Consider the following 4,583-nt stretch of genomic DNA (forward strand, 5'->3'; position numbering starts at 1 on the left):
AATCAGGCGCCGGCCGCAGGCTCAAGGGCGGATCTCACTGCGATCGCGACACATTCCGAAGACCCATTCTGCAACAGGCTCCTTAGCCCGATACGCCATACGAAATCGTCGAATCTGGCCAGGGCGTTATCTGCACGGCTGAGCATGCAGCCCGACTGATTCGCCTGTATGCCGCAATTGCAGCACTTGTGCTGGCCGCAACGCCGATCAGCGCAAGATGATCCTTAAACGATTCATGGGAAATGATTTCGATATGTTTAGAGATCATTTTCTTTGCGTTTTGCGCTGGATATGATACCCATACAGATCAATGCAGCAAAAAATGACCCGTAAAGGCATCACATGAAGGCGGAAGAAGAAACACTGGGGCTGATTGGCGACCATTTTCGCCGCGCGCGTCTTACAGCGGGGTTGACCCAGGAGCAGGTGGCCGATCTTGCGGGCATTTCGCGCCCGCGCTACCGCGACATCGAGACGGGGGCGGCGGCTGCGCGCACCACGACATTGATCAACATTGCCAGGGCGCTTGGGCTGGAAATGATGCTGGTCCCGCAGGCAATGGTGCCCGCCATCGAGGCGCTTTTGCGCCCCGAGGCCGAGGATGATCATCCGGCCTTCAGCCCGCAACCGGAGAGCGACGATGACAGCCGTCCGTACCGCTGAGACCATCACCGCGCTGGACGTGTTCCTGAACAGTGCGAAGGTTGGCACGATCGTCAGGACGCCTGGTGATTTCAACGCCTTCAGCCTTGATCCGGCCTATCGCGCGACCGGCGGCATTCCGGTTCTGAGCCTGTCACTGCGCGCGGCGTCAGGGGGCTTGCGCAAGGATCCGCGACCTGTCGCAGGCAGCCTGCCGCCCTTCTTTGCCAACCTGCTGCCCGAAGACCGGCTGCGTGAGGCGATGGAAAAGCACCATGCGGGCAATGTACGGTCGGGGAATGATTTCGACCTCCTGGCCACCCTTGGTGCGGACTTGCCGGGGGCTGTGCGTGTGCTGCCCAGTGAAGGGCAACCCGGCATCGGGGCGGCGCCATCCCAAGGGCGGCCCAAGGCCCGCTTCTCGCTGGCGGGCGTGCAGATGAAGCTCTCGGTGATGAAGAACACCGGCAAGGGCGGCGGGCTGACCTTGCCGCTCGGGGATGACGAGGGCCAATATATTGCGAAATTCCCCTCGACCGCCTTTCCGGGCGTGTCGGAAAACGAGTTCGCGAACCTCGCGCTTGCCGAAGCCATCGGCATGGATGTGCCCGAGCGGGAGCTGGTCAGCCGAGACCAGTTCGAGGGCATTCCCGAAGAGTTTGAAACACTTGCCGAGGGGCTGGTCCTGCTCGTGCGGCGTTTTGATCGCGGGGCAGACGGGCAGCGCATCCATATCGAGGATTTCGCGCAGGTTTTCGGCCTGTACCCGGCGCGCAAATATGATGGCGCCGCCTCCCACGATATCGCCTCTGTGCTGAATGTTGCGATCTCGCCGTTCGCCGCGCTGGAGTTTGTCCGGCGGCTGACCTTCTCGGTGGTCATGGGCAATGGCGACATGCACCTCAAGAACTGGTCGCTGATCTATCCGGGCGACGGCGACACGCCCGTTCTTGCACCGATCTACGACATGCTTTCGACCGTGCCCTATATTCCGGCAGATGGGCTGGCGCTGTCTCTGGGCGGCGAGCGGGCCTTCAAGGGCTTGGCCCCGGCCCGCTGGAAGACGTTTGCCAATCGGGCAAGGCTTCCCGAGCCAGCCGTGCTCAAGGCCGTTGTCGAGACGGTGAAACGCATCGATGCAAAATGGTGGACCTTGCCGGAACGCGAAGTGGTCCCCCCGCTCGTGCTGGAACGGATCGACGCCCATGTGAAAACCATGATCCCGATCCTGACCGGCTGAGCAGTTCCAGCCCGGACAGGTCACCGGGCCTGGCGGCTTTCCCGCAGGCATGAGAAAGGCCCCGACCTTGCGGTCGGAGCCTTTGTTCCGCGCCTCAGTCGCCGCGGCGACCGTTGGGGCGGGACCAGATGAGGGAGAAGGTTTCGCCGTCTTCTTCGTCGAAGAGATTGGCGTAGATCGGAGCGTTGAAGCTTGGATCGTCCAGCTTGAGGCCCAGATAGTCGCGGCCCTCGTTGGAGCGCTTGGACCAGGCGGCGCCGATTTCGGCTCGACCGACCAGAACGCGGTGGCTGGGGGCGTTCTCGCCGGTGGCGCGCAGGTCGGGGATGATGCGCACGCCCTTGGCCTGGACGCTGAGGGTGACGATTTCGCCGGTGAATTCGTTCGAGCCGGTCTTCTTGAAGGTGCCGATGGCTGCCATTTTAAGTCTCCGATTTCCGTTTCCGAGCCCGCACCATTGCGGCCTCTATGGCGATCGACCGGCCGGAGACGAACGCTGGCGCACCCCAAAGGGGCTGGACAGCACAGGAGAAACTTTCTTGTTCCGCGCGGAATGTCGGCTTTGCCGGCAGGGGAAGAAAGTTGTGACGACGCTGTTGCGCTAGAGCGGTCGAAGCGCATCGCGCTGGTTTTCGGCCAGATCAGGCCATTGAAGAGGCCGTTTGGAGCGGTCGAGACACGGGGGCTGAACGGGGACGATGGCAACCTCGAGGCTCCATCAGGATGACCAGACCGGCGCACCGGCTTGTCTGGTCCCCCGCGTTTCAGGCCGTGCATATCCTTTTCTCCGGCCTGTGCTATCGGCATTGCCCCGACCGGTTTTCGGTCAGTCCTCGAATGCTGGCACTGACCGTCCTGCGCTCCTATGGAGCGTGCCTGTGCCTCACGCTGCCCCGGGATCCACACGCTATCTACCCACCCGCCTCCTGACGAAGACGGCAGATGATCCGTATCCGCTTCTGGTCCTGCCTCTACGGGTCACTCCAATTCAGGTGCGTGCAAGGTTCCCGTCCGCAGGGCCGGTTGCCGCCATGCCTGCAACGCGCAGAAAAGCTGTCACGCCCACCGCGACCGCACCGACCACCGAGAAGATGATCTGCCAGGTCTCGGACGGCATCATGTGTTTGACGATCCCGAGCGTAGCGTAAAACCCGACCATGCCCGCCGGGGCGACGAAGGCCAAAGCGATAAGCAGCCGTGCCCAGATCGGACGAACCAGCATGAGCAGGCCCTGACCGACCGCCAGCGTCAGACCCGCAGCGATAAGACCGATGAGGATGCCGCCAGGCCAGCCAGCGCCCGTGCCAAAGGCCCATATGCCTGCGTTCAGGCCGATAAAGAACGGCAGGGCGAAGACGGCGAGATTGAACAGCAGCCAGCACATGGTACCGATGGCTGCAATGGAAACAAGAATTCCGAGAACGATCATGGTGGTGACTCCGTGCAAAAGGTCGGACGGCTGCGCCTTCCACCACCACCATGGCGCAATCACAGCATAGCGGCATTCCTCTCACCGCGCGAGAAGCGATGGCTTTCGAGGCCAGGCCTTCCGAAAACTAGCAGTTTGAATGAGAAAGCTTATGCGTCTGGTGGACCAGTATCTGCTGCACCTCTACGATGACCATATCGTTGGGCGGAAGGATGTGGGTTAAAGTTTATGGCAGAAGTCGATTGGTCAGATCGGGCATTTTTTGATGACGGCGAATGGGTAAGCTGGTCAGACATTGACGAACAGCTTCGCCACAAGGAATGGGGAGCGAAGTATCCAAACGCCATCCGATCAATGATCCCGTATTTTGAGGGCCTGATCTCACTCGCTGAGAGCTACCATCTGGAGACGGGTCTGCATTTGTCCGTGTATGGCGACATCGGTGAGTTGTTCGGTGCCATCACCTACGGCATCAAGTTGAACAAGACCTACGCGCAGGGTTCGGACGGCAGGCTCGAAAACGATCATGTCGAAATCAAAACCATCACACCTTTCAAGACCAAGGACGTAGTGATGGTGGATACATCGAGGCATTTCAACAAGTTGCTCGTGGCCAAAATAAATGCGGAGTTCCAGGTCTCCGGGCGAATGGTCAGCCGCAAACAATTGTCAAAGCGCTCAGGCCGTTATCTCCGGATTCGCTGGGAGGACCTGGCGCTCTTGCAGTAGTGCGCAATGGCGTTATGCCGAACCGGCAGCGCTCACGCGCTGCCGGTCCCGAAGCGATAGACCGGGATGCCCATCTTCCGAGCCTTATCGGCTAGGTTGTCCTGAATGCCAGTGCCGGGGAAGATGATGACCCCGATCGGCATCGTGGAGAGCATCTGGTCGTTGCGCTTGAACGGTGCTGCCTTGGCATGTTTCGTCCAGTCGGGTTTGAACGCGACCTGTGCGACCTTGCGATTGTTGGCCCAGGTGGCCGCGATGCGTTCCGCGCCTTTGGGTGATCCGCCATGCATGAGCACCATGTCCGGGTGCTTGGCGTGTACCTGATCGAGCTTGGCCCATATCGTCCGGTGATCGGTGGTGTCACCGCCCGAGAAGGCGATCTTTGGCCCGGCGGGTAGCAGCACCTCGTTGTCGGCGCGGCGTTTTGCGGCGATGAAATCGCGGCTGTCGATCATGGCCGAATACCAAGTCCCATGGACGGTCACCCATGTGCCCATGATCGCATGCCGATGGACATGATGAGCCACGGCTGATCGACGAGAC

At 60.7% G+C, this 4,583-nt stretch carries 6 protein-coding genes; 3 read left to right on the forward strand and 3 right to left on the reverse strand.

The genetic code is table 11. The features are described 5' to 3' along the window. The first annotated feature begins 342 nt into the window (after positions 1-342). Entirely contained in the window at positions 343-663 is a 321-nt protein-coding gene (locus IEW15_RS24810; protein WP_113730200.1) for a helix-turn-helix domain-containing protein, read from the forward strand. After that, positions 641-1,882 carry a type II toxin-antitoxin system HipA family toxin gene (locus IEW15_RS24815; RefSeq protein WP_145206302.1) on the forward strand — a complete coding sequence of 414 codons (1,242 nt, stop codon included), beginning with the start codon at positions 641-643 and terminating at the stop codon, positions 1,880-1,882. Before IEW15_RS24810 ends, IEW15_RS24815 begins: the two co-directional genes overlap by 23 nt. Positions 1,883-1,976: 94 nt before the next feature. On the opposite strand, the gene IEW15_RS24820 is transcribed toward IEW15_RS24815, so the two are convergent. Both IEW15_RS24820 and IEW15_RS24825 read right to left on the reverse strand, forming a co-directional pair. Beyond that, positions 1,977-2,303, reverse strand: coding sequence for a DUF736 domain-containing protein (locus IEW15_RS24820; protein WP_188583113.1), 327 nt, complete (start codon positions 2,301-2,303; stop codon positions 1,977-1,979). 567 nt (positions 2,304-2,870) lie between these two features. After that, complete coding sequence (locus IEW15_RS24825; RefSeq protein WP_188583115.1) at positions 2,871-3,311, reverse strand: hypothetical protein; 441 nt, start codon at positions 3,309-3,311, stop codon at positions 2,871-2,873. Between the two features lie 228 nt (positions 3,312-3,539). Here IEW15_RS24825 and IEW15_RS24830 point away from each other — a divergent pair, with 228 nt between their 5' ends. Further along, a complete protein-coding gene (locus tag IEW15_RS24830) occupies positions 3,540-4,040 on the forward strand; it encodes a hypothetical protein (protein ID WP_188583117.1) in 501 nt (166 codons plus the stop codon). Between the two features lie 32 nt (positions 4,041-4,072). Here the strand turns inward: IEW15_RS24830 and IEW15_RS24835 are convergent. After that, a partial coding sequence (locus IEW15_RS24835) for a DUF2493 domain-containing protein (protein WP_229708813.1) occupies positions 4,073-4,583 on the reverse strand: 511 nt, incomplete at its 5' end.

The sequence above is a fragment of the Tistrella bauzanensis genome, from assembly GCF_014636235.1.
GTDB classification, from domain to species: Bacteria; Pseudomonadota; Alphaproteobacteria; order Tistrellales; family Tistrellaceae; genus Tistrella; species Tistrella bauzanensis.